The 21,731-nt window shown below is 69.8% G+C and carries 19 protein-coding genes; 4 read left to right on the top strand and 15 right to left on the bottom strand.

Annotation, left to right across the window (positions count from 1 at the left end; genetic code table 11):
- Window positions 1–231 precede the first annotated feature (231 nt).
- Entirely contained in the window at window positions 232–561 is a 330-nt protein-coding gene (locus ABZS66_RS03780; RefSeq protein ID WP_354754805.1) for a hypothetical protein, read from the top strand.
- A gap of 153 nt (window positions 562–714) precedes the next feature.
- Here the strand turns inward: ABZS66_RS03780 and ABZS66_RS03775 are convergent, their stop codons facing one another.
- The 14 genes from ABZS66_RS03775 to ABZS66_RS03710 all read right to left on the bottom strand — a co-directional run bounded on the left by ABZS66_RS03775 (window position 715) and on the right by ABZS66_RS03710 (window position 17,327).
- On the bottom strand, window positions 715–1,773 hold the full coding sequence (locus ABZS66_RS03775) for a glycosyltransferase family 2 protein (protein ID WP_354754803.1): 1,059 nt from the start codon (window positions 1,771–1,773) through the stop codon (window positions 715–717).
- Window positions 1,770–2,612: a glycosyltransferase gene (locus ABZS66_RS03770; protein ID WP_354754801.1), complete on the bottom strand. Its 843-nt coding sequence runs from the start codon at window positions 2,610–2,612 to the stop codon at window positions 1,770–1,772. Before ABZS66_RS03770 ends, ABZS66_RS03775 begins: the two co-directional genes overlap by 4 nt.
- Window positions 2,613–2,656: 44 nt before the next feature.
- Window positions 2,657–4,144: an O-antigen ligase family protein gene (locus ABZS66_RS03765; RefSeq protein ID WP_354754799.1), complete on the bottom strand. Its 1,488-nt coding sequence runs from the start codon at window positions 4,142–4,144 to the stop codon at window positions 2,657–2,659.
- Window positions 4,141–5,133, bottom strand: coding sequence for a hypothetical protein (locus ABZS66_RS03760; protein WP_354754797.1), 993 nt, complete (start codon window positions 5,131–5,133; stop codon window positions 4,141–4,143). The genes ABZS66_RS03765 and ABZS66_RS03760 overlap by 4 nt, the downstream gene beginning before the upstream one ends.
- A gap of 30 nt (window positions 5,134–5,163) precedes the next feature.
- A complete protein-coding gene (locus ABZS66_RS03755; protein WP_354754795.1) occupies window positions 5,164–6,447 on the bottom strand; it encodes a glycosyltransferase family 4 protein in 1,284 nt (427 codons plus the stop codon).
- Window positions 6,444–7,271, bottom strand: coding sequence for a sugar transferase (locus ABZS66_RS03750; RefSeq protein ID WP_354754793.1), 828 nt, complete (start codon window positions 7,269–7,271; stop codon window positions 6,444–6,446). Before ABZS66_RS03750 ends, ABZS66_RS03755 begins: the two co-directional genes overlap by 4 nt.
- A 63-nt stretch (window positions 7,272–7,334) precedes the next feature.
- A complete protein-coding gene (locus ABZS66_RS03745; RefSeq protein ID WP_354754792.1) occupies window positions 7,335–8,462 on the bottom strand; it encodes a DegT/DnrJ/EryC1/StrS family aminotransferase in 1,128 nt (375 codons plus the stop codon).
- A 32-nt stretch (window positions 8,463–8,494) separates the two neighbouring features.
- Window positions 8,495–9,511 carry a Gfo/Idh/MocA family oxidoreductase gene (locus ABZS66_RS03740; protein WP_354754791.1) on the bottom strand — a complete coding sequence of 339 codons (1,017 nt, stop codon included), beginning with the start codon at window positions 9,509–9,511 and terminating at the stop codon, window positions 8,495–8,497.
- 405 nt (window positions 9,512–9,916) lie between these two features.
- Window positions 9,917–11,197 carry a hypothetical protein gene (locus ABZS66_RS03735; protein ID WP_354754790.1) on the bottom strand — a complete coding sequence of 427 codons (1,281 nt, stop codon included), beginning with the start codon at window positions 11,195–11,197 and terminating at the stop codon, window positions 9,917–9,919.
- 38 nt (window positions 11,198–11,235) lie between these two features.
- Entirely contained in the window at window positions 11,236–12,546 is a 1,311-nt protein-coding gene (locus ABZS66_RS03730; protein ID WP_354754788.1) for a glutamate-1-semialdehyde 2,1-aminomutase, read from the bottom strand.
- A gap of 7 nt (window positions 12,547–12,553) precedes the next feature.
- Window positions 12,554–14,131 (bottom strand): lipopolysaccharide biosynthesis protein, encoded by a 1,578-nt coding sequence (locus ABZS66_RS03725; protein WP_354754786.1) that lies wholly within the window; start codon window positions 14,129–14,131, stop codon window positions 12,554–12,556.
- 20 nt (window positions 14,132–14,151) lie between these two features.
- Window positions 14,152–15,111, bottom strand: coding sequence for a glycosyltransferase (locus ABZS66_RS03720; protein ID WP_354754784.1), 960 nt, complete (start codon window positions 15,109–15,111; stop codon window positions 14,152–14,154).
- A gap of 3 nt (window positions 15,112–15,114) precedes the next feature.
- The gene (locus ABZS66_RS03715) at window positions 15,115–16,299 is read right to left on the bottom strand and encodes a class I SAM-dependent methyltransferase (protein WP_354754783.1); all 1,185 of its coding nucleotides are present in this window, start codon (window positions 16,297–16,299) and stop codon (window positions 15,115–15,117) included.
- Window positions 16,296–17,327 carry an NAD(P)-dependent oxidoreductase gene (locus tag ABZS66_RS03710; protein ID WP_354754781.1) on the bottom strand — a complete coding sequence of 344 codons (1,032 nt, stop codon included), beginning with the start codon at window positions 17,325–17,327 and terminating at the stop codon, window positions 16,296–16,298. The genes ABZS66_RS03715 and ABZS66_RS03710 overlap by 4 nt, the downstream gene beginning before the upstream one ends.
- Window positions 17,328–17,515: 188 nt before the next feature.
- Between ABZS66_RS03710 and ABZS66_RS03705 the strand changes: the two genes are divergently transcribed.
- The 3 genes from ABZS66_RS03705 to ABZS66_RS03695 are packed head-to-tail and all read left to right on the top strand — an operon-like array spanning window position 17,516 to window position 20,231.
- Window positions 17,516–18,784 (top strand): class I SAM-dependent methyltransferase, encoded by a 1,269-nt coding sequence (locus ABZS66_RS03705; protein ID WP_354754779.1) that lies wholly within the window; start codon window positions 17,516–17,518, stop codon window positions 18,782–18,784.
- Between the two features lie 8 nt (window positions 18,785–18,792).
- Complete coding sequence (locus tag ABZS66_RS03700) at window positions 18,793–19,602, top strand: sugar phosphate nucleotidyltransferase (RefSeq protein WP_354754777.1); 810 nt, start codon at window positions 18,793–18,795, stop codon at window positions 19,600–19,602.
- A complete protein-coding gene (locus ABZS66_RS03695) occupies window positions 19,599–20,231 on the top strand; it encodes a PIG-L family deacetylase (RefSeq protein WP_354754775.1) in 633 nt (210 codons plus the stop codon). Before ABZS66_RS03700 ends, ABZS66_RS03695 begins: the two co-directional genes overlap by 4 nt.
- Window positions 20,232–20,322: 91 nt before the next feature.
- Here the strand turns inward: ABZS66_RS03695 and ABZS66_RS03690 are convergent, their stop codons facing one another.
- The gene (locus tag ABZS66_RS03690; RefSeq protein ID WP_354754774.1) at window positions 20,323–21,684 is read right to left on the bottom strand and encodes a hypothetical protein; all 1,362 of its coding nucleotides are present in this window, start codon (window positions 21,682–21,684) and stop codon (window positions 20,323–20,325) included.
- Window positions 21,685–21,731 lie beyond the last annotated feature (47 nt).

Below are 21,731 nucleotides of genomic sequence, written 5' to 3'. Positions count from 1 at the left end.
TGGGTTCGGGCGGGGCTGGGTTCGGGCGGGGCTGGGTTCGGGCGGGGCTGGGGCTCGCGCCGGGTGGGAGAGGGCTGGCGCCGGGTGGGCCGGATTCGCGCGCGCGGGGCGGGGTTCGCGGCGGGGCGGCTTCGTGGCGGGGCCGGGGCGGTATTTTCGGCGAGGGTCCCCTTGTCACTCGGCTGCTGCTGGGCTCCGGAGCTGGTGGTCGGGCGCCGGTAGGGTGAAGGTATGAGCCCCCGTCGCAACCACTCGCGCCGCGACGACGAGTCTGAGCCGCTCGACGTCGAGCGGCTCAAGCGTGGGGTTGGGGCGGTGCAGGGCTGGAGTGACGGGGATTGGCAGGTTCGGAACATTCCGGCCGGGGCGGCCGTCAAGGCGTACCGGTGCCCGGGGTGTGACCAGGAGATCCCGCCCGGCGTGCCGCACCTGGTCGCCTGGCCGGCCGACGGGCGCGGGGACCTCGGCGATCGGCGGCACTGGCATGCCGGGTGCTGGCGGGCCCGCGATCGGCGCACGCCCAATATCCAGCGGTCCCGCAGCGCTCCCCGCTACGGCTGAGCTGCGCCGGCGATCGTCTTGGCGGCAGCGCCGCGCTCGGGGGCGTGCCGCGGGGTTGGCAGTCGAACGGCGGGCGAGCAAGGGGAGTGCCGTCGGAAGGTGACGGCAGTCCCCTTGAGCTGCCTCAGGTGGTGTGCGTCCGATTGAGCCGCCTCAGGGGCGGGGTGCCTCCGACGACGACGCGGCCGGGGCCGCCGGGGCCGTCGGGGCGGCTGGTGCGGCCGAGATCGGGGACGGCAGGGACTGGGTCGGCAGGGACTGGGCCGGCACCGTTGCCCGGGCCTGCGCGGGCTGCGGGGAGTGTGCCGGGGCCGGCCAGCCGGCCAGCCACGTGGCGCGCTGGCGCCAGACGTCGCGCCAGCTCTTGCCGGCCACGGCGCGCAGGAGTACACCCGCGGACAGCAGCAGGCGGGCGGTGCGGGCGCGGCCGGCGGGCCAGCGGAGGCGGACGTACGTGGTCTTGCCGCGCAGGACCATGATGCGCTTGTTGACCGTGCTGGAGGCGGCGCCGCCCACGTGCAGGAGCTGGGCGTCCGGGACCAGGAACGGGCGGGCGCCGAGAGCGCGGGCGCGGGCGCTGAGGTCGATGTCCTCGCTGTACATGAAGTAGTCGGGCGTGAAGCCGCCCAGCTGCTCCCAGAAGGGGCGGTCGACCAGCAGGAGGCAGCCCGAGACCGCCGGGACCTCGCCGCCGATCGCGCGGTCCAGGCCCGGCAGCTCGTCCGGGTTGAAGCGCGGCGACTTGCGGAGGACCGACGAGAGGGCCGTCGCGAAGCAGACGTAGCCCCACAGGCTGGGCAGCGCGTGGACCGAGTGGCCGTCGTCGGTGCGGTCGGCGCGCAGGGTGCGGCCGGTGTAGATGCGGTGGTCGGGGTGCGTCGCTGCGAACTCGACCAGGGTGCGGATCACGTCGCCGATCGGCTCGGTGTCCGGGTTGATGAGCAGGATCCAGCGGCCGCGGGCGTGCGAGGCGCCCAGGTTGACGGCGTTGCCGAAGCCGACGTTCGTCGGGTGCTGGATGACGCGGACCTCCGGGTACGCGTGCTGGATCGCCGCCGCCGAGTTGTCGGTCGACGCGTTGTCGACCACGATCACCTCGATCGGGACCACCGTGCCCGCCTGCAGGGCGGCGAGGTTCTTGAGCGTGTGTTCGCGGGTGTTGTACGAGACGAGGACGACGCTGACGAGCGGGTCCTGCTTGCTGGTGTTCACTGCGAGACTCCGACGCTTGTACGGGTGGACGAGTCGTGGCCCCAGCCGACCTGGCTCCGGCGGGCGGCACGCGAAGCGGCGAAGGTCAGAGCGACGTAGCCGACGGCCGCCGGCAGCAGCCAGGGCCGGGGAAGGACCACGTCGCGCAGCCACGAGGAGCGCGCCGCCGGGCGGGCGGCACCCGCGGCGCGCAGGGCGGCATTACCCGCGCGCACCCGGGCCAAACGTCGAACCAGATCGGACGTGCGGCGCGGGGTCTCGACCACCGCCACCACCGCCGGCGTCTCGGCCTTCTCGCCCGGCCCGAAGAGGCCGTCGAGGAACAGGTCGTCGGCGACGACCTCAGGGAAGGCGCCGAAGCGGGCGCGCCCCTCCTCCGAAAGCATCGCCACACCGCGGCCGTAGAGGGCGTCCTTGTACACCGGGAGCCGCCCGTTGACGGCGCTGTGCGCCTTCACGAGCAGCGGCCGCCCGCGCGTGTCGAGCTTCCGGCTCGCGGTCGCGGCCAGCAGGCCCGGCGTCGACGTCAGGAACGCCGCCAGGGCGCGGACGTCGTCGGCGGTCAGCGGGATGTCGGCGTCGAGGTACACCCGGGGAAAACCGACGGCGACCGCGTCACCGGCGTTGAGGGCGGCCGACTTGCCCGGCTCGGGACGGTCGACCACCCGCACCCCCGGGCGCGACGCGGCCACGGCGGCGGTGTCGTCGGTGCAGCCGTTGGCCACGACCGTGATGTCGAGGTCGGGGGCGAGCAGCCCGTCGAGGCAGCGGCCGATGACGGCGGCCTCGTTGTGGGCGGCGATGACAACCGAGATCGAGGGCCGCAGGCTGCGATCCAAATTGGAAGGATCAGCGATCACTGGGAGGCTCCAGGGGAAGAGGGTCAGCGACGATTGAGCGCGCCCACCGCAGCGCCGCGGGTGGTGCGCGCCGGGTGGGTGAACCGCCACATCGCGCCGGCGGCGCCGAGCTGCAGGCCGAGCACCACGACGAACGTGCTGAACGAGAACGAGTCGAACGTGAGGCCGGTCAGCGCCGCGACCAGCGGCACGGACGCGATCGCCGCGCACAGGTGCCGGTCCACCTCGGTCTCGGCCCGGCGGAACGCGATGATCGCCAGGAAGACGCCGGCGAAGTGCAGGACGACCATCGCGGCGATGCCGATGTAGCCGTTGTTCATCAGCGTCATCAGCCACTGGTTGTCGAGGTAGCGGTACAGCTCGGGGATGAACGTGCCGGTGCCCCGGCCCAGCCACGGCCGCTCGGACGCGTACTGGAAGACGACGTCGTAGTCCTCTGTGCGGCCCTTGATGGACGGATCGTCCTCCGCGTTGCTGAACAGCGAGCGCAATGTGCCGAGCAGCCCGGGCCGGACCACGGACAGCACCGCCAGCAGGCCCATCGTCACGACCACGACGTTGAACCGGAAGCGCCAGTTCCAGGCCGGCCACATGCAGACGATGGCGACGACCACGGCCAGGATGCCGGTGCGCGACAGCGCCAGCGGGATCGACCCGGCGATGATGATCGTGCAGAGCAGGAACAGCCGGCGCTCGAACTGGGTGGCGGCGTAGCGGGCGTAGTGGATGCCCAGCGGGACCGCGAACGCCATCACCACACTGAACTCGATGTAGTGCCCGGTGGTGCCGGCGACCCGGATCAGGCCGCCGCCGCCGCGGTCGGCCAGGCCGACCAGCTCGCCCTGGAGCGTCAGGCCGGGGATGACGATGTTCTGGGTCAGGTCCTTCTTGGTGATGAACTGCAGGATGCCGAGCACCGAGTTGATCGCAGTGCAGTACACCAGCACGCGCTGCACGTCGTCGAGCCGCTCCCGGGTGGGCACGCCGTCGGCGGTCATGAAGATGATGCCCATGAACGCGAGCGCGCCGAGCAGGGCGCGGTCGGCCGAGTTGGCCTCCAGCGTGGGCATGCCGCGGAACTGGCCGGCGGCATACGACAGCAGCAGGGAGAGCAGGTAGACGACGAAGGCCCAGCGCATCGGCTGCGGGCCGATCATGGCCAGCCGCGGGTGCAGCTTGGACAGCAGCCACCAGACCGCCAGCAGCAGCCCGACGAGCAGGCCGGGCCGCCCGACCGAGGTCAGGTCGGGCACCACCAGCCGGGACGGGAGCAGTTGGATGAGCACGATGACCAGGATCAGCAGCGACGCGGCGTCGACGTGGCTGTGCCGCCGGCGCGACGCGTAGGTGCGGTCGTCGACGAGGACGGGCAGCAGGTCCGGGGACGGACGATACGCGGCCGGCCGCTTCCGCTTCGGCTTGCGCTTGAAGATGCGCAGGTCGTCAGGCGCCACCGGCGTCGGCGGCGCCTGAGCGGTGCGGGTCTGCCCGGCCATCGTGCTCGACGTCAACGCTTGCGCGCCTCGGCGTCCGCGTCCCGGCCCTCACGGCCGGCCCACGGGGTGTTGCCGAGCGGCAGGATGATCGTCGCGTCGTCGGGCTCGACCCCGCGGCGGTCGTCGTCGGGCTCGGCCGACTTGTACGAGACCGTGAGGCCCGAGCCGTTGGTGTCCGTGACGGCCTTGGACGGTGTCTTCTTGGCCTTGGTGCCGTTGGTCGTGACCACGGTCGTCGGCTCGTCTGAGACGTTGATCGCGCGGCGTGGCTCGTTGCCGTTGACCGGTCCCGGTATCCGGTTCTTGCCCGTCCGGTCGGTGTCGGCGATGACGTCGGTGTCCGTGTCGGGCTCCAGGTCGCCCTGCGCGGCCAGCGCGGCGGCGATCTGGCGGGCCCGGGCCCGGCGGCGCAGGATGTTGTCGCCCACGATGGTCACCGCGGCGGTGAGCAGCAGACCGACACCGACGATGACGACGGCGGCGCGCTTCACCTTCGACGAGACGACCTCGATCGTGTCACCCGGGTCGAGCACCTGCGTGGTGATGGCGCGGCCGGGCTTCGGCTTGTAGCGCGCCTGCATGTTCTCGACCTCTTGGGTGATCTGCTTCTGCAGCCGCTGCACGGCGGCCTTGGCGGTCTCCGCGGTGGCGGCGGTCGCGGTCACCGTGAGGATGCTGGAGCGGTCCTCGGCGACCACCTCGAACGCGGGGGAGAAGCCCTCTGTCGCGATCTCCTTCTTGGTGGCGTCGGTGTTGAGCGAGATCGCCACCGCCGTGGCCATGATGTCCTCGCCGACCTCGACCCAGGTGTTGGTCGAGGCGAGCTCAGCCTGCGTCAGGGGCGTGCGGTCGGCCGGCGGGATGAGCATGATCGTGCCGGTCGACGTGTAGTCGGGCTTGATCGTGACGAGCGCCCATGTGGTGGCGGCCAGGGTCAGCAGGATCATCGGTGCCATCAGGTACCACCGGCGACCCATGAGCTTGGCGAGATCCCAGAGGTCCACGTCATCCCCTCACACAAGCGCTGGCGCTCGTCACTGTCGGTGCTCTGCCTGACTGACCTCGACGGGTCCGCCGGGCCCAGCTTGCCGAACGATTGAAGTCGTTTTGTACCTGGCCCGACGGGTCGACAGCAAGTCGTCCCAGAGCCGGATGTAGGCAGCCGCCTGATGTTCCCAGGCGAGAGTGTTACGGAACCGGGCCAGCGCGACATTTCGCATCGACGCGCGAGCTACGGGGTCGTCGAGGAGGCGGTGCAGGACGGCGGCGAACTCTTCGGGGGTGCCGTGTTCAACGTAGACCCCCGCGTCTCCGGCGCTGCGGCGGGTCTCCCGCATGTCAACGCCGACGACCGGGAGACCGCGCGCCAGATATTCGACGGTCTTGGCCATTGTCGACACCTCGGCGTGGGCACTGCGCGGATCTGGCTGCAATCCGACCGAAGCAGTGCGCAACAACCGATCGATCTCCTCGACTCCGAGCCACCCGGTGAACTCGACCACGTCGTCGAGCTTCCGTTCGGTGGTCAGTGCCCGCAAACTCTCCAAACATTCCCCGTCGCCCGCGACAACCAGGCGCCAGCCGAGCCGGCCGCGCAGCTCGACGAGCTTCTCGGCGGCCAGGATCGCGTTGTCGACGCCGTCCTGCGCGCCGAGGACCCCGAGGTACACGATGGTGTGGTCGTCGACGTCGGCCGGCGCGCTCTCGACCGGCTTGACCTCGCTCGCGGAGGGGCCGTTGCGCACGACCACGACCCGGGCGGGGTTGCAGCCGCCGCGGCTGATGGCGAGCTCACGGTAGGACTCGTTGGTGGAGACGACGGCCGAGGCGCTGCGCTGCGACCACTTCTCCAGCTTCAGCAGGATCCGGTCCAGGGCGGAGCCGGGGCGGCCCCCGCGCGCCTGGTAGACCTCGGGCGACAGGTCGTGGTGGTCGAACACCCACGGCCGGCCGATCGCGCGCATGGCGAGGGCCAGCGGCCAGAAAACGTCCGGCGGGTTGCAGACCTGGGCCGCGACCGCGCGATCCCGCAGTACCGCCGCCGCCAGATGCCAGCCGATGCACATGAACGACCAGGCGAACTCGACCGCGAACGAGACGGCACCGCCGGTGGACTCGTACATCTTGTAGGAGCGGATGCGCGCGTCGAGCGTCCCGGGCACCTGGGTGAGCTTCTGCTTGCCCCGCGGGCAGATGACCGTCACCCGGTAACCGGCCGCCTCCAGCGCCTTCACCTCGCGGATGACCCGCCGGTCGCGCTCGACCGGCAGGTTCGCCACCGCGATGACGACGTGGAGACGAGGATCCTTCTTGCTCACCGGGCCACCGATCGGTTGAAGACCACGCCGACCGTTCGGCAGAGGATCTTGATGTCGTACCACAGCGACTTGTTCTCGACGTACAACACGTCGAGGTCCAGCGCGGCCTTGAAGTCCAGGGTGCTGCGGCCGGACACCTGCCAGAGCCCGGTCATGCCGGGGCGGGCCGCGAAGCGGCGCTCGGCCTCCGGCGGGAACAGGTCGGCCTCCCAGGCCAGCACCGGGCGGGGGCCGACGAGCGACATCTCGCCGCGCACCACGTTCCACAGTTGGGGCAGCTCGTCGATGCTCGTGCGCCGCAGGAAGCCGCCGATCGGGGTGATCCGCGGGTCGTTCACGAGCTTGTAGACGCCCTGCTCGCCACCGTTGACGTCGTCGTTGGTGGTGAGCATCTTCTTGACGAACTCGCGGTGCTGGGCGTCGCTGTTCTTGTTCGACATGGTGCGGAACTTGATGATCTTGAAGGTGCTGCGGTGCAGGCCCAGCCGTTCCTGCCGGAACAGGACCGGTCCGGGGCTGGTCCACTTGACCGCCAGCGCGACCACGATCAGCACCGGCGACAGCGCGGCGAGGATGCACAGCGCGGCGAGACCCTCGACCAGCTGCCGCAGCGACCGCCGGGGGATGAGCGAGCGGCTGTCGCGGTGGCCCTGGATCAGGCCCCACCCGCTGCCCACGACGCGCAGGACGCGCTGCGGCATCGGGATCTCGATGGTCGCGTCGTCGGCGAGCTCGACGGCGGGTTGCTTGGGAAGAGACGAGATCTCAACGGTTGCGTCGGCAGTGTCGACGACTGAGTCGGGAACAGCCTGGGGCGCTGTCAACAGCGAACCTCCTCACTGTGCGTTGGTGCGACAACGAACGAGCGAGCACATTGGAGCCGGCGGCTAGACGGTGGCGATCGCCTTCGCGAGGTTCTCCGCGACGTAGGCGACTTCGTCGTCCCGCATATGTGGGAAGAACGGCAGGGACAGGATCTCGGTGGCGGCCCGTTCGGCCACCGGCAGGTCAGGCGTACGGTCAGTCAGGTAGGCGAGCTGGCGGTGGCACGGCACCGGGTAGTGCACGCCCGTGCCGATGCCGGCCTCGTTGAGCAGGCCGCGAACGGCCTCCCGGCCCGGGACGCGGACGACCAGCAGGTGCCAGGCGCTGTCCACGCCGGGCAACGGCGAGACCAGCGGAATGCCGTGCGCGGCCAGGGCCTCCGTGTAGACCGACGCGACGCGCCGGCGCTGCACGTTGGCCTCCGGGAGGTCGGTCAGCTTGCGCCGCAGGACCATCGCCTGCAGGGCGTCGAGCCGGCTGTTCCGCCCGATGTACCGGTGTTCGTAGTGGTCCGTACCCTCGGTGCGGCCGTGGTTGGCCAGCGACCGGATCCGCGAGGCGAGGTCCGCGTCGTCGGTGACGACGGCGCCGCCGTCTCCCCACGCACCGAGGTTCTTCCCGGGATAGAAGCTAAACGTCCCGGCGACGCCGTACGAGCCGGCCCGGACCTTCTCACCCGAGCCGTCATTCGGGGCGTCGGCGCCGTGCGCCTGCGCCGCGTCCTCGACGATGACCAGGTTGTGCCGCTGGGCGAACGCGAGCACGCCCGCCGGCGGCACCATGTGCCCGAAGAGGTGCACCGGCAGGATCGCGCGGGTGCGCTCGGTGAGCCCGGCCTCCAGCGTCTCCGGCGTGACGAGCAGGCTCTCGGGGTCGACGTCGACGAAGATCGGCGTCGCGCCGGCCGCCGCCACCGCCGAGGCGGTCGCGATGAACGTGTTGGCCGGGACGAGGACCTCGTCGCCGCCACCGACGCCGAGCGCCCGCAGGGTCAGCTCGATCGCGTCGGTGCCGTTGGCCACGCCGACCGCGTGCGCGGTGTTGCAGAAGGCCGCGTACTCCTGCTCGAAGGCCTCCACCGCCGGACCGCCGATGAACCGCGAGTTGGCGGCCACGGCCCGGACCTCGGCGACGACCTCCTCGACGATCGACGCGTGGGGGGTGGCGAGGTCGTTGAACGGGATGCGCACGAAGAGGGGTCCTTTCCAGCTGGATCAGCAGATTACGCGAGGACGGTTTCGGTCGCCGGAGTGAGCTGCACGGTTCGGCCGGTCGCCATCGACTCGGCGGCCGCCTCCAGGACCTCCACCACAGCCAGCCCGCGCTGCCCGTCGACGGCCGGCCGGCGGCCGGTGACGGCCGACTCCACGAAGTCGCGGTCGACCTCGGCGAGCGGCTCGGTCATCGGGATGTGCGGCGAGACGATGCCGCCGTAGCGGTACGACATCGGCACGGTCCCGTCGAGCGGCGCACCCTGGACGCCCTTGTCGTAGATGCGCAGCCGGCCCTCGTCGAGCATGTCGTCGTAGACGGCCATCCGCTGGCTGCCCACGACCGTCACGCGCCGCACCTTCGAGGGGTCGAGCCAGCTGACGTGGATGTTCGCGGTCGCACCGATGTTGCCGTACTCCAGGCGCAGGTAGGCGACGTCCTCGAAGGGCGTGCCGGCGTGGCTGGTGCCCCAGGCGCTGACCGCGGTGGGCGTGCTGCCGAGGACCATGTTGATGATCGAGATGTCGTGCGGCGCGAGGTCCCAGACGACGTTGACGTCCGGCTGGTACAGGCCGAGGTTCAGCCGCGCGGTGTCGATGTAGTAGATCTTGCCGAGCTCGCCGCCGGTGACCATGTCACGCAGGTGCTTCACGACGGCGTTGTGCTCGAAGGTGTGGCCGGTGGCCAGCGTCAGGCCGTTGCCGTCGGCCAGCGCGACCAGCTCCCGCGCCTCCGCCGCCGAGGCGGTCATCGGCTTCTCGACCATGACGTGCTTGCCGGCCTGCAGCAGCCGCTTCGCCAGGGGTGCGTGCGACCGCGGCGGCGTGGCGATGATCGCCGCGTCGATGAGGTCGATGACCTCGTCGAGGCTGGTGACGCAGAGGGCGCTCGGATACATCCGGCGCAGCGGCTCGATCCGCTCGGGCTGGGCGTCGATCGCGACCACCAGTGACACGTCTGGCAACGACGACAGCACGCGAACGTGCTTGGCTCCCCAGTAACCGCAGCCGATGACGCCAACCTTCATGACCGACCCTGCTCCCGAAGAAGAAATCATCGCGCGCCCCCCACGGGCAGTCGCCTAGGAACCCTCGCGGATGTGGCACTCGCGAGGCAAGTGGGCACCGGCAAACTTGCCGTGTCGCATTTTTTACAACCCGTCTTTTAACGGAGCATGAAATGCGGCGAGCGCCTTTCAGATCGTCCAACACCGACAATTTACATTTTTGTTACCTACGCCTCGAACCGGACAGACGCGATCTTTCTCCGCGCTGCTCAGGCCGCCTGTGGCCCACGGTTCACTCTTGTTCCGTCGGGTTGGCGTCGCCTCGATCGTTCCGCCGGTCCGGACTGACCGAACGGACGACTAAATGAAGGCTTTAACCGCTGGACGCCGTTCGAAAGGATCATAACGGGACACGGAAATGTCACGTCAATTTCTGTCTACATGGTCACAGGGCAGGATCACGTGCCAGCCGGGCGGGGCCAGCGGCGGCGTCTCGATCTCCACCGTGCCGCCGGGCCGCTGCTCGCAGGCCACCCGAGCCGATTCAAGCCCGTCGTCCCACGCCGGTCCGTCGGCTCGGGCGTTGTCCACCCGGAAGTTCACCACGAGCACGACCGCGAACAGCAGCGCGAACACGGCCAGCGGCGTGCCCTCGCCGGTCTCGTGCGGCAGCAGCAGGCTCACCACGGCGACGAGCAGCAGCAGCGCGGGCGCCACGTTGTAGCGGGGGGTGGCGATGCCGCTCAGCGTCACCGGCAGCACGTACAGGCCGACGCTGTGGACCGCGGCGGCCAGCGCGAACCACCAGCGCGCGGTCGTGAACCCGCGCCAGGCCAGCAGCAGCACGGCCGCGAGCACCAGCAGGGCCAGGCCGGTGAAGATGAGGCTGCGCGTCGTGACCTGGGTGCCGACCCACCGCTCGCCGAAGAAGGCGTTGGGGACGGCCCGGAACACGTAGCCCTTGACGCCCAGCACCGGGTCCGGCTCGAGCCCCTCGCGCTCGCTCTGCCCGGTGAGCAGGCCGAGGACCTGCAACCCGAACGGCACCGCGAAGGCGACGGCCTTCACCACGGCGTAGCGGTCCCGGTGGAACCAGATGACGAACGCGGCCAGCGGCACGTAGATCGCCGTGAGGATGTCGCTGCCGGCGACCAGGACGATGCCGGCGCAGGCGAGCACCTTGCCGGTCATCGTCGGCGGGCGCGACACCAGGAGCCAGAACAGCAGGTACAGCCCGGTCCAGTGCAGGTTGGCCGGCGAGTTCAGCACGTCGCCCTGCGACATCGGCAGCAGCGCGACCGGCGCCGCCACGAGCACCCGGGCGAGTTGGGACGGCAGGTACTCGGCGCTGAGCCGGTAGACGGCGACCGCGAACAGCGTCGTGACCAGCGCGGCACCGAGCGCGAGCGTGGCCGCCGCCCAGCTCGCCGGGAGCACCGCCGCGATCCCGGCGACGATCCGCGCCACGAGGTGGTAGTAGCCGGCGTACGAGGTGGTGAAGGCGCCGACGCCCTTGTCGACGGCCTGGGTCAGGAAGATCTGGCCGTCCTCGGCCCAGATCGTGTTCAGGGCTCCGGCGCCGCCCTGACGAAGGATGCCGGCCGCCGTCCCCACGACGGTCACGGCAGCGATGCCGAGCGCCGTCCGCCAGGGCTGGCGGGGCGGCGCGGTGGTCGATTGGGCCTGTTCCCGCTCGGTCAGGGCCATCTGCACCAGTTCCTTACGTTTCCTCGGGCCACGGCCTTCTAGACGTACGGGCGGAAGACCGGCTTCACCGGCCGACCGACGAGGTACCCCTCCACGCCGTCGCTGAGCGCCTTGGCGTAGACGGCGAGCGCGCCGTCGACGGCCTCGATCGTGCGGTCGATGTCGGCGTCGGTGTGCGAGTAGCTCATGACGAACGAGGGCGCGATGACCCCGCGGCGGATGAGCTCCTGGAGGAACAGCGTCCGGAACGGCTGCGACCGCTCGCCGCCGGCGTCCTTCGTCAGGTAGATGAGGTTGCTGTCGCGGCCGGCCACGTCGACGAACTCGGCGACGCCCTGGGCCTCGGCCGCCGCGCGGACCCCCGCGGCCAGGCGCGCGCCCTGCCGGTGCAGGTGCTCGATGACCGGCTCCTGTTCGTACACGTCGAGCACTGCCATCGTCGCGGCCAGCGTGTGCGTGTCGGCACCGTAGGTGGTCGACAGCAGGAACACCCGCTCGCGGTCGGTGCGCAGGCCGCCGAGCTCCATCAGCTCCGGCCGGCCGACCAGCGCGGCCACCGCGAAGCCGTTGCCGAGCGCCTTGCCGTACGTCGTGAGGTCGGCCAGCACGCCGTGGACGTGCGAGGCGCCGCGGACGTGCCAGCGGAAGCCGGTGATGATCTCGTCGAAGACGAGCACGATGCCGTGCCGGTCGCAGAGCGCCCGCAGGCCCTCCAGGAATCCCGGCGCCGGCGGCTCGGTCGTTTCGACCTCCTGCACCAGGCAGGCGATCCGGCCGGGGTGCTCGTCGATGAGCGCTTCCACGCTCGCCAGGTCGTTGTAGCGGTACTTGAGGGTCAGCGACCGGATCGCGTCCGGGATGCCGGCGGGCATTCCAGTGGTACCGATGAACCAGTCGTCCGTCGAGAAGAACGGGTGGTCGCCGCAGATCGCGACCAGGTCGCGACCCGTCGCCGCGCGGGCGAGCTTGACCGCGGCGCTGGTCACGTCGGAGCCGTTCTTCGCGAACTTCACCATGCGGTCGCCTTGGCCCAGCGTGCTGCGCAGCCGCTCGGCCGCGGTCAGCTCGATCGCGCCGGGGCGGCTGAAGTTGAGGCCGTGCTCCAGCTGCGCCGCCGCGGCGGCGACGACCGGCGCGTAGGCGTGGCCGAGCGTGACCGCGCGCAGCCCCATGCCGTACTCGACGAACTCGTTGCCGTCCACGTCCCACACGTGGCAGCCGGAGCCGCGGACGATGAACCCCGGTGCCTCCTCCGGGAACTGGTCGTCGCCCTTGGCGTAGGTGTGGGCGCCGCCGGGGATGACCGCGTGCGCGAGTGGCCGCAGCCGGTTGGACTCCTGGAACCGCAACGTTCTCCTACGCTTTCTTCAGCAGGGGCCGGATCTTGCCCATGACCATCCCCGACAGACGCCGGTCGAGCGCCAGCAGCACGCCGCCGGAGATCGCCGTGGCGAGGACCCCGTAGACCACGAACTTGAGCGTCCACGGCCCGCCGACGAGGCCGAAGCGGTCGACGCTCCAGGTGATACCGAAGCCGAGCAGGCTCGCGAACAGTGCCGGCAGGGTCGGCCGGAAGACCCGCCAGCTGCTGACCTTCAGCACGCGGTTGAAGGTGATGTACGCCATGACGACGGTGATCGTGAACTCCAGCCCGGCCATGCCGAGCGCGATCGCGGCCACCTGCTTCCGGTCGTCGGCCGAACCGTTGAGCATCTGCCCGATGACGTAGAAGGTGACGATGCCGACGGCGAGCTGGGTCCAGGCGAGCGCGGTGTTGATCCCGACCCGGCCGACGGCCTGGAGGGCCGGGCCGAGCAGCACGCCGTAGACGTTGACCGCGCCGACGATGCACAGCAGCTGCATGCCGACGCCGGCCGGCGACCACTCCGGGCCGAGCAGCGCGACGAGCGGCTTGGCGTCGGCGGCGAGGATGCCCAGGGCGGGCAGGCCGACGACGGCCGAGACGTGCAGCATCTTGGCGAGCCGGTCGGCGAGCACGTCCGGCTCGCGCTGGAGGCGGGCCAGCTCGGGCAGGGACACCTGCTGCAGGGAGCGGCTGGTCACCTCGGTGAGCATGTCGGGCAGGCGCTGGGCGATGCGGTACAGACCGACCGCGACCGGGCCGAACCACTTTGCGAGCACCAGCAGGTCGATGCGGATGGCGAGGAAGACGCCGATGCCGCCGAGCGCCGACTGGGCGGAGAAGCCGCGTAGATCCCGCCAGGCCTGCCGGGGGAAGCGGAACCGCGGCCGCCAGTCGGTGACCGTCCACAGCACGATTGCGCCGATGACCCCGGTGACGAGCTGCTGCGCGACCAGTGCCCAGGCCTGGAAGCCGCCGAACGCCAGGGCGATGCCGACGACGCCACCGATCGCGGTCGCGATCAGGGTCCGGATCGCCAGCGGCCGGAACGTCATCTTCCGGCGCAGGATCGCCTCCGGCACCACCGTCAGACCCTGCAGCAGGATCATCGGGGTCAGCGCGATGCAGATCCAGGTGATCTCCGGCTGGTCGTTGAACGCCGCCCACAGCGGCGCGGCGCCGGCGGCCAGGGCGGTGAGCCCCACGCTGCCGCCGATCACGACCCAGAAGCCGGCGTCGAGGTGGTCCTCGTCGAGCTCCTCGCGCTGGATGATGGTCGTGAGCAGGGTCTGCTGGAGCAGCATCTGCGTGATCATCACGAAGAGCAGCGCCGTGGCCACGACACCGAAGGCGTGCGGGCCGAGCATGCTCGCGAGCACGAACGTGACGATCGTGGTGGTGCCCAGTCGTCCCGCGGTCAGCGCGTACGACCAGAAGATGGCTGACTTGAGCCGTTTCCGCGGCGCCTCTTCGCGCTCAGGCTGGTGCTCGGGTGCCTTGATCTCGACGGTGCGGTCCAGTTCGACGGTCCGGTCGAGTGGATCGACGGACTGGTCGACGGTCTGGCTCATGCAGGCTCCGCTCGGAGAGGTCAGGACTGCGGGGACTCGTCCGCCCGCGGCTGTTCCCACGGGGGTGGCGCGATGGGCGTGCGGGTGATGGTGCGCCGGATCCGGCCCAGCTTGGCCCGCCCGCGGCGGGAGCCCCACGAGGTCAGGAACGCGGCGGTGCCGGCCGCCCGCTGGGTCACCGGGAGCTCGTTGCTCATGAGCGCCTTGGTGATCTCCCAGGTCATGCGGGTGTGGTGGCTCTGGTCGGAGGAGGGCTTGCGCTTCTTGGACTTCTTCGCGCCCGGCTCCAGCCACTCCAGCACCTCGTCGGTGTCGCGGCTGGCGCCGAAGGTGTTCGTCGCGTGCATGCGCCGGTAGAACAGCCGCTCCGGCACCTGGACGAACTCGCCCCGCAGCGCCAGCTCGTGCAGCATCCGCACGTCACTGGAGAGGAACGGGCCGAGCAGCCGGGTCCGGCGCAGCACGTCGGTGCGGACGACGCCGAAGACCTCGTTGCAGAGGTTCCACTTCCTGGCGTACCACGAGACGCGGTTGCGGGAGCGCAGGTCCGCGGTGTTCATGTTGTCGTCCCACGGGCCGATCTCGTCGCCGTCGCTGTCGATCAGCATGGTCTGCGGGAACGCCAGGATTGCCGTCGGGTGCGCGTCGAGCGCGGCCACGCAGCGGCTGATGAGGGTCGGCGCGGCGAGGTCGTCGTGCGCGGCCAGGCGGAACAGCTCGCCCCGGGCCAGCGACACGACCCGCCGGAAGTTGCCGGCTTCGCCCAGGTTCTCCGGGTTGCGGTAGATCCGCAGCCGGTCGTCCTTGCGGGCGTAGGTCTCCAGGATCTCCCACGTGCTGTCGGTCGACAGGTTGTCGCACACGACGATCTCGAAGTCGCCGTAGTCCTGGGCGAGCATCGACTCCAGCGCCAGCGCGAGGTACCGCTCGACGTTGTACGTGGTCATGCCGATGGTCACTCGGGGCGTGTTCTCAGCCATCGATCAGGCCACCAGGATCTCTGCCGTGACGCCGAGGTCGGCGAGCGACTTGGCGATCTCTTCCTTGTACGCGGGGTTCGTGATGACCACGGCCTTGGGCTGCAGCGCCGTCAGCGTCGACGGCGGGTCGACCCGGTGGCCGGTGACCGGCAGGAACCGCCCCCACTTGCGCGGGTTGAGGTCGACCACGCCGTGCAGGCCGAGTTCGCGGTCGGCGAGCGTCAGGAACTGCACGCCGCGCGAGCCCGCGCCCCAGAGCACCGGCTTGGCACCTTCGGCGTTGAGCCGCTCGATCGTCGACCGCCAGCGCTCGCGCTCGGCGTGGTGGCGCTCGGCGAAGCCGGCGATCGCGGCCAGTTGCTTGTCACGGGCCCGCAGCGACGGCAGCTCACCGGTGTGGGCGACGTGGCCTCCTGCCCGCGGGCGGTTCGCCGAAACCTCGATGTAGCGGAACATGCCCTGGAACAGCGTGCCGGTCGACTCGACCGTCCAGCCCGCCCGGCCGAAGATGCTGGCCAGCGAGTAGGCGTCGAAGTACGACACGTGCGGGTAGATGACCTCCCAGCCCGCGGTGGCCAGGTCGTAGACCGCGTCCGGCACCTCGACGTAGCCGAACACCTCGCGACCCTTCGCCTGCTCGCGCAGGTCGACCAGGAACTCCTGGGGATCGTCGAGGTGCTCGAACCAGTGCCGGGACGTGAAGAAGTCGTACTCCGGGAGCCCGCTGCCGCGCGGCGCCAATCCACTGTGGAACGTCGTGACGCCCTGCTCGCCGACCTCGCCGCCGTACATCGCGTCGTAGCCGACGCCGCGGGCGCCGCCGATGTGGGTGAGCTCGCGGAGGAACTCGCCCTGCCCGCAGCCGATGTCCAGCACAAGCTTGCCGCTCAGGTCGTACCGCTCGCTCAGACTGTGCACGAGGTCAGTGGAGAACCTCTGGAAGGCGGGGGAGAAGTGCAGGTTGGTGTCCATCGTCGTGTCGTAGACGAGCTTGTCCTGCTCGAACGCGACATTGCGGACGTAGGCACAGGTCGGGCAGCTGGCCAGCACCATCTTGCCGACCGGCGAGGCCACCGCGTCGCCGTGGTCCTCCCAGTGCACGCCGCACAGGACCGGGATCTCGCCCAGGTCGGCGAACTCGACCAGCCGGTCCTCGCCGCAGGCGTCGCAGATACGCCCGGTTGTCACGCGTTCACCCACCGCAGGTTGTTGTCCAGCTTGCCCTGCTCCATCAGCGACCGGATGCGCTTGATCCGCATGTGGTTCTCGCTGCCGAACTGCTCGATGGTCAGCCCGTGCCGCTGATAGGCCTCGACGAGCTGCTCGACGCCGAGCTTCACGGTCCACTTCGGCTGGAACTCGGGGACCTCGGTCGCGATCAGGTCGCAGGTGACCCGGTAGTTGCGCAGGTCGGTGCCGGCGCCCTCGGCGAACGTGACCTCGCTGCCGGGCACGACCTCGGCGACCAGGTTGGCCACCTCCCGGATCAGGTAGTTCTCGGTGGACCGCCCCACGTTGTAGGCCTTCGCGTGGACCCGCTCGCGCGGCACCTCCAGCAGCGCCAGGAAGGCGGCGGAGATGTCCTCGATGTGCGCCAGCGGCCGCCAGGCCTTGCCGTCCGACAGCAGCCGGACCTGGCCGGTGAGCAGCGCGTGGGCGGCGAGGTCGTTGACCACGAGGTCGCCGCGCAGGCGCGGGGAGAACCCGTACGCCGTGGCGTTGCGCAGGAACGTCGGCGAGAAGTCGTCGTCGGCGAGCTCCAGCAGGCCCTGCTCCGAGAGGATCTTGGACTCGCCGTAGGGGGTAACGGGCTGGAAGCCGGCCGTCTCGTCGAGCGGGGTGTCGTCCTCGCCCTTGCCGTACAGCGAGCACGACGACGAGAAGAGGAACCGCTGGACGCCGGCGGCCTTGGCGGCGCGGGCCAGGCGGAGCGTCGAGCGGTGGTTGATGTCGTAGGTCAGGTCCGGGTTGAGGTTGCCCAGCGGGTCGTTGCAGAGGGCCGCGAGGTGCAGCACCGCGTCGAAGCCGGTGACGTGCTCCGGCTCCACGTCCCGCAGGTCGACGCGGAGGGTCTTGACCTCCTCGGGGGCCGGACCGAGGACGCAGTCCGCGAACAACCCGGTGTCCAGACCGACCACCTCGTGCCCGGCTTGACGGAGTATCGGCACCAGCACGCTGCCGATGTATCCGTCGTGACCAGTGACGAGTACGCGCATGGCAAAGCTCCCGAACGCTCGGCGGGTGGAAGGCGAGTCTATGAGGACGGCAAAACGCCCTCGGTGGTGTGTCGGACTTCTTACTCTGGCGTTTACCGGAAGGACCCGGTGACCGCTAGCTTCTTGCCTTGGATTTTGCCTTAGGCTGACGCGTCGGTGACCTGATCAGAGAATCTGTGGTTTCCGTGATGGAGCCTAGCGCCAGCGACAATTTGGGGGGACGCATGCCCGTAGTCTCGTGCCGGCTGTGTGGGGCCGAGCTGACCGAGACCTTTGTCGACCTTGGGATGTCCCCGCTCTGCGAGAGCTACGTCCCCGCGGAGAAGGTCGACGCGCCGGAAACCTTCTACCCGCTGCACGTGCGGATCTGCTCGGAGTGCCTGTTGGTGCAGCTCCCGGCGTACGTGGCGGGCGAGGAGATCTTCTCCGACTACCTGTACTTCTCGTCCTACTCCACGTCGTGGGTGGAGCACGCGCGCCGCTACGCGGTCGCGATGACGGAGAAGCTCAACCTAACGGCCGACAGCCTGGTCGCCGAAGTGGCCAGTAACGACGGATACCTTCTCCAGCATTTTGTGGCCGCGGGTATCCCGGTCATCGGCGTTGAGCCAGCCGGAAATGTCGCAGCGGTTGCCCGGGAAAAGGGCGTCCGGACCGAGGTGTGCTTTCTCGGACCGGAAACGGGCGCTTCGGTCGCGGCCCAATACGGCCGCGCTGATCTCGTGGCGGCAAACAACGTCTATGCCCACATTCCGGACATTATCGGCTTCTCGCAAGGACTGGCGAACCTGGTCAAACCGGACGGCTTGGTCACGCTGGAGTTTCCGCACCTGCTCCGCCTGATCGAGCGCCGCCAGTACGACACGATCTACCACGAGCACTACCAGTACCTGTCGCTGCTCACCGCGTCACGGGCGCTGGCCAAGGGGGGCCTCAGCGTCGTCGATGTCGAGGAGCTCGGCACGCACGGTGGGTCGCTGCGGGTACACGCCAAGCACACGGAGACCGCCGGCGAACCTTCGGTGGCCGTCAAGGCCCTGCTGGAGGCCGAGGCCGCGGCCGGCCTGCACACGTTCGAGGGGCACAAGGGCTTCGCCGACGCGGTGTTCCAGATCAAGAAGGACCTGCTCGACTTTTTGATGACGGCCCGGGCCGAGGGCAAGCGGGTCGTGGGTTACGGCGCCCCGGGGAAGGGCAACACGCTGCTCAACCACTGCGGCATCCGCGAGGACCTGCTGGAGTACACGGTCGACCGCTCGCCGCACAAGCAGGGCATGTTCCTGCCCGGCACCCACATCCCGATCCACGCGCCGGAGCGCATCGCCGCCGACCGGCCCGATTACGTCCTGGTCCTGCCGTGGAACCTGCGCACGGAGATCAGCGCACAGCTGTCGTACGTGCGCGACTGGGGCGGCAAGCTGGTGTACCCGATCCCCGCACTCGATGTAGAGGGGTAGTTCGCTCCATGAAGGTTGTGCTGTTCTGCGGCGGTCTCGGCATGCGGATGCGCGAGGGCACCAACAACGCGCCCAAGCCCATGGCCATGATCGGCGACCGTCCGCTGCTGTGGCACGTCATGCGCTACTACGCACACTTCGGACACACCGACTTCATCCTCGCCCTCGGCTACGGCGCCGCCGTCGTCAAGGACTACTTCCTGCACTACGACGAGACCCTGTCCAACGACTTCACGCTCGTCGGGGGCAACCGCGACGTGCAGCTGTTCTCGACGGACATCACCGACTGGAACATCACGTTCATCGATACCGGCCTCAAGGCCACCATCGGCGAGCGGCTCATGCGCGTGCGCAAGTACGTCGAGGACGAGCCGGTGTTCCTGGCCAACTACGCCGACACGCTCACCGACGCGCCGCTGCCCGAGATGGTGGAGCGGTTCCGCAACTCCGAGGCGGCGGTGAGCATGCTGGCGGTACCGCCGGTGTCGACCCACCACGTCGTGGAGATGGGCGCCGACGGCGCGGTGTCCCGGGTGCGGGACTTCCGCGAGCTGATGACGTGGGAGAACGGCGGCTACTTCATCATGCGGCCGGAGATCTTCGACGTGCTGCGCGAGGGCGAGGACATGGTGCCGCACGCCTTCGACCGGCTCATCCCCAACCGGAAGCTGATGGCCCAGCAGTACGACGGGTTCTGGCGCGCGGTCGACACGTTCAAGGACCGCGCGGAGATGGAGGAGGCCTACAACCACGGCAACTGCCCGTGGATGCTGTGGGACTCCGCCCGCCGCCCGATCGTGCCGGCGCAGCGCGCATGATCGGTTTCAGCCTCGCCGGCGTGCGGTCCGTCGTCGCCCTGGGTGCCCACCCGGACGACATCGAGATCGCCGCCGGCGGCCTGCTGCTGTCGCTGCCCACAGGCGTCACGGTGGACTACGTCCTGGCGACCGGCGTGCCGGCCCGCCAGGACGAGGCCCGCGCGGCCGCGACGGCGTTCCTGTCACAGGCGTCGTCGCTGCGGTTCCATCTCAACGATCTCCCCGACGGCCGCCTTCCCGCGCACTGGAACGCGACGAAGGAGATCGTCGAGGCGGCGGCCCGGCTGGGCAAGCCGGACCTGGTGCTGGCCCCGTCGCGGGACGACGCGCACCAGGACCACCGGCTGCTGGGGCAGCTCGCGTCGACGGCGTTCCGGGACTCGCTGGTGCTGCACTACGAGATCCCGAAGTGGGACGGCGACCTGTCCCGGCGCAACGTCTACGTGCCGCTGACGGTCGAGCAGGGCCGCCGCAAGGTGGCGCTGCTGCACGAGCACTTCCCGTCGCAGAAGGCCCGCGACTGGTGGGACGACGAGGTCTTCCTGGGCCTGGCGCGGGTTCGCGGCATGGAGTCCCGCGCGCACTACGCCGAGGCCTACACGGTCGACAAGGCGCTCCTGACCTTCTGACCCCCGCGATCTTGGACTTGTGGTCCCGGACTTGTCACGCTGTTTCCGACAAATCCGGGACCACGACTCCAAGATCGCCGTGGTTCGGGGGTCAGCCGTGGGTTACCGGCTTGCCTGATTCGGCGTAGATGTTCGACGCGGCCCAGGTGACGCCCGGCAGATCCTCGTTGGACGCCGCGCCGTAGCGGGAGTTGTGCACGAAGACGTTGTTGCGGAAGACGACCTTCTCGGCCTTCGTGTCCGGGCGGAGGTTCACCGTGTAGTTGCCGCCGGTGAAGAGGTTGTCCTCGACCAGCAGGTCGCTCAGTATCGGCGCGGTCTCCGAGCCCAGCTGGAAGCCCGCGTTGAACGGGTCGTTCGAGGCCGGGTTGAAGGCCTCCAGGGTGTTGTGGCGCACCACCATGCCGGTGCCGCCGGTCGTCTGGAGGACGTCCTGGTGGTCCTTCTCGTCGGTGAAGATGAGGTCGTGGATCCAGCTGTCCTCGATGACGGCGCCGTCGGAGACGCGGGGGCCCTCGTTCAGCGTGTGCATGTTGACCCGGCGCATCGTGTAGTGGCCGAAGCCCAGCCCCAGGCCCTCGGCCTGGCCCTGGATCTCGGTGTCCTCGACGAGGAGGCTCGCGTCGGGCACGACGTCGTCGAACACCCGAATGATCATGCCGCCCTTGTTCTTGCAGGTGATCTTCGAGCGCTTGATCGTCACGTTCTTGGCCCTGATGTCCAGGCAGTCGGTGAGGATCTTGCCGTCGATGACGGTGTTGGGCTGGGTGATGGCGTAGGGGCCGGTGTACGGGGTGAGGTCGGTGCCCACCGGCACGCCCGTGTTCTCCGGGCCCGGCCAGGCCTTCCCGGACGACGACGCCTTCACCGGGCCGGTCAGGCCCGCGCCCGCGGTCGGGTGCGCCTTGCCCGGCTCCTCGAAGTTGTACCGCGCCTTGTAGGGCTGGTCGTCGACGGACGAGTCCGCGACGATCGCCGGCGCGGCCGCGTAGTGCGCGAAGCCCTTCGTGCAGCCGTGGACCTTGACCTTGGTGGCCGTGTAGTTGCCGTTGCCCACCCCGGTCATCTCCGCACGGCCGCAGAACACCTCGGTGTTCTCGATGACCGTGCCCGTGAAGCCGGCGAAGACCCTGATCCCGAACGCGCCGGAGTGCCGGACGGTCGTGTTGGTCACCTTGACGTTGTTCGCCTTGATGTACAGCGCGGTCGTCAGCTTCTGACCGTCGACCGTGGCGCCGTCGGTGCTGATGACCGTGGCCTGCTCGCCGCCGCCGGCGTCGCCGTCGACCTTGCGGTCGTCGCCGGTCAGGTTGAGCACCACGACGATCGCGCCGCCGATGATCGCCAGTCCCCCCGCGATTGCCGTCGGCAGCAGCCAGCGGCGTCGCCTGTTGGTGGATTGCCCTGAGGCGTGGCGTCCGGGTCTGCGCCGTTCGACCTGCTCAGTGCTCACACCGCCTCCGCTTCGCTCCGGCGGCGCTCGCTGAGCAGAGCCTCTGA

It is taken from the genome of Dactylosporangium sp. NPDC005572 (genome assembly GCF_040605515.1).
In the GTDB taxonomy this organism is placed as follows: Bacteria; Actinomycetota; Actinomycetes; order Mycobacteriales; family Micromonosporaceae; genus Dactylosporangium.
This window is presented reverse-complemented; position numbering and strand designations above follow the sequence as displayed.

Excerpts from the sequence above, each read along its gene's own strand:
- ABZS66_RS03780 (WP_354754805.1), top strand. The coding sequence starts at position 232 with ATGAGCCCCCGTCGCAACCACTCGCGCCGCGACGACGAGTCTGAGCCG.
- ABZS66_RS03740 (WP_354754791.1), bottom strand. The coding sequence starts at position 9,511 with ATGAAGGTTGGCGTCATCGGCTGCGGTTACTGGGGAGCCAAGCACGTT.
- ABZS66_RS03735 (WP_354754790.1), bottom strand. The coding sequence starts at position 11,197 with ATGGCCCTGACCGAGCGGGAACAGGCCCAATCGACCACCGCGCCGCCC.
- ABZS66_RS03725 (WP_354754786.1), bottom strand. The coding sequence starts at position 14,131 with ATGAGCCAGACCGTCGACCAGTCCGTCGATCCACTCGACCGGACCGTC.
- ABZS66_RS03720 (WP_354754784.1), bottom strand. The coding sequence starts at position 15,111 with ATGGCTGAGAACACGCCCCGAGTGACCATCGGCATGACCACGTACAAC.
- ABZS66_RS03710 (WP_354754781.1), bottom strand. The coding sequence starts at position 17,327 with ATGCGCGTACTCGTCACTGGTCACGACGGATACATCGGCAGCGTGCTG.
- ABZS66_RS03705 (WP_354754779.1), top strand. The coding sequence starts at position 17,516 with ATGGAGCCTAGCGCCAGCGACAATTTGGGGGGACGCATGCCCGTAGTC.
- ABZS66_RS03700 (WP_354754777.1), top strand. The coding sequence starts at position 18,793 with ATGAAGGTTGTGCTGTTCTGCGGCGGTCTCGGCATGCGGATGCGCGAG.
- ABZS66_RS03695 (WP_354754775.1), top strand. The coding sequence starts at position 19,599 with ATGATCGGTTTCAGCCTCGCCGGCGTGCGGTCCGTCGTCGCCCTGGGT.